Genomic DNA, 1,181 nt, shown 5'->3' on the forward strand with positions numbered 1-1,181 from the left:
GTATATTAAATTAGCCACTAAAAATACAATAAATTTGGAGGCGGCAACCGGATTTGAACCGGTGATAAAGGTTTTGCAGACCTTGGCCTTACCACTTGGCTATGCCGCCTTAAAATAAAATTGGAGCGGAAGACGGGATTCGAACCCGCGACCCCCACCTTGGCAAGGTGGTGTTCTACCACTGAACTACTTCCGCAAATAGAATATATTGTTTTAAAATTTTTTAGTGGTCATAATTTGCTGCAAATCGCTTTGCGATTTGTCGCAAATTTTTAAAAAACCATTCACAGAAGCAAAGCCTCGTAGATGTTTTTTAAAAATTGGCTGGGCTAGCTGGATTCGAACCAACGCATGTCGCAGTCAAAGTGCGATGCCTTACCGCTTGGCTATAGCCCATTGAAGTTATTATATAATTCATTTCAATGAATTAGTTTCATGAAATTGTATTGGCATTTCATGATCTGTCAAAATGTAATTATGGGGCGGCTGATGGGAATCGAACCCACGAATGTCGGAACCACAATCCGATGCGTTAACCACTTCGCCACAACCGCCGTAATTGGCAGGGGTAGTAGGAATTGAACCCACATCAAAGGTTTTGGAGACCTTCGTTTTACCATTAAACTATACCCCTATTTAAATGGTGGAGGGGGACGGATTCGAACCGCCGAACCCGGAGGGAGCGGATTTACAGTCCGCCGCGTTTAGCCACTTCGCTACCCCTCCACATATAATAGATGAATATCAGCTTACAATGTATGCTCGAAATCCCTTCGGGATTCCTCAGCGGGTTTCCACTGATGATTACCCAGTGAATTAAGAAACCTGGTGCCGGCTAGAGGACTTGAACCCCCAACCTACTGATTACAAGTCAGTTGCTCTACCAATTGAGCTAAACCGGCTAAAAGTTAAAATGGTGGCTCAGGACGGAATCGAACCGCCGACACAAGGATTTTCAGTCCTTTGCTCTACCGACTGAGCTACTGAGCCATATTAAATATTATTTCCTAAAACTTGATAGTGGTCATACTGTGCTTCAAAGTCCTTCGGTCTTTGTCGCAGATTGCTACAGCTTGCTATTCGAGGATGTAACGCTCTGGACTGCAAGCTTACGCAATCCTCTACCGACTGAGCTACTGAGCCTTATACAAGAAATATGGCGGTCCGGACGGGACTCGAAC

The 1,181-nt window shown here is 44.5% G+C and carries 8 tRNA genes; all 8 read right to left on the bottom strand.

The features are described 5' to 3' along the window. Positions 1-35: 35 nt before the first annotated feature. Positions 36-109 (bottom strand) — tRNA-Cys (locus BGM26_RS14365). 12 nt (positions 110-121) lie between these two features. Then, a tRNA-Gly gene (locus tag BGM26_RS14370) sits at positions 122-196 on the bottom strand. Between the two features lie 125 nt (positions 197-321). Further along, positions 322-396 (bottom strand) — tRNA-Gln (locus tag BGM26_RS14375). 82 nt (positions 397-478) lie between these two features. Then, a tRNA-His gene (locus tag BGM26_RS14380) sits at positions 479-554 on the bottom strand. Positions 555-560: 6 nt separating this feature from the next. Then, positions 561-634 (bottom strand) — tRNA-Trp (locus tag BGM26_RS14385). 7 nt (positions 635-641) lie between these two features. Beyond that, positions 642-726: transfer RNA gene (locus tag BGM26_RS14390), tRNA-Tyr, on the bottom strand. Between the two features lie 100 nt (positions 727-826). Further along, positions 827-902: transfer RNA gene (locus BGM26_RS14395), tRNA-Thr, on the bottom strand. Between the two features lie 12 nt (positions 903-914). Further along, positions 915-990, bottom strand: a tRNA-Phe gene (locus BGM26_RS14400). Positions 991-1,181 lie beyond the last annotated feature (191 nt).

This window comes from Bacillus sp. FJAT-29790, from assembly GCF_019039215.1.
GTDB lineage: Bacteria > Bacillota > Bacilli > Bacillales > Cytobacillaceae > Cytobacillus.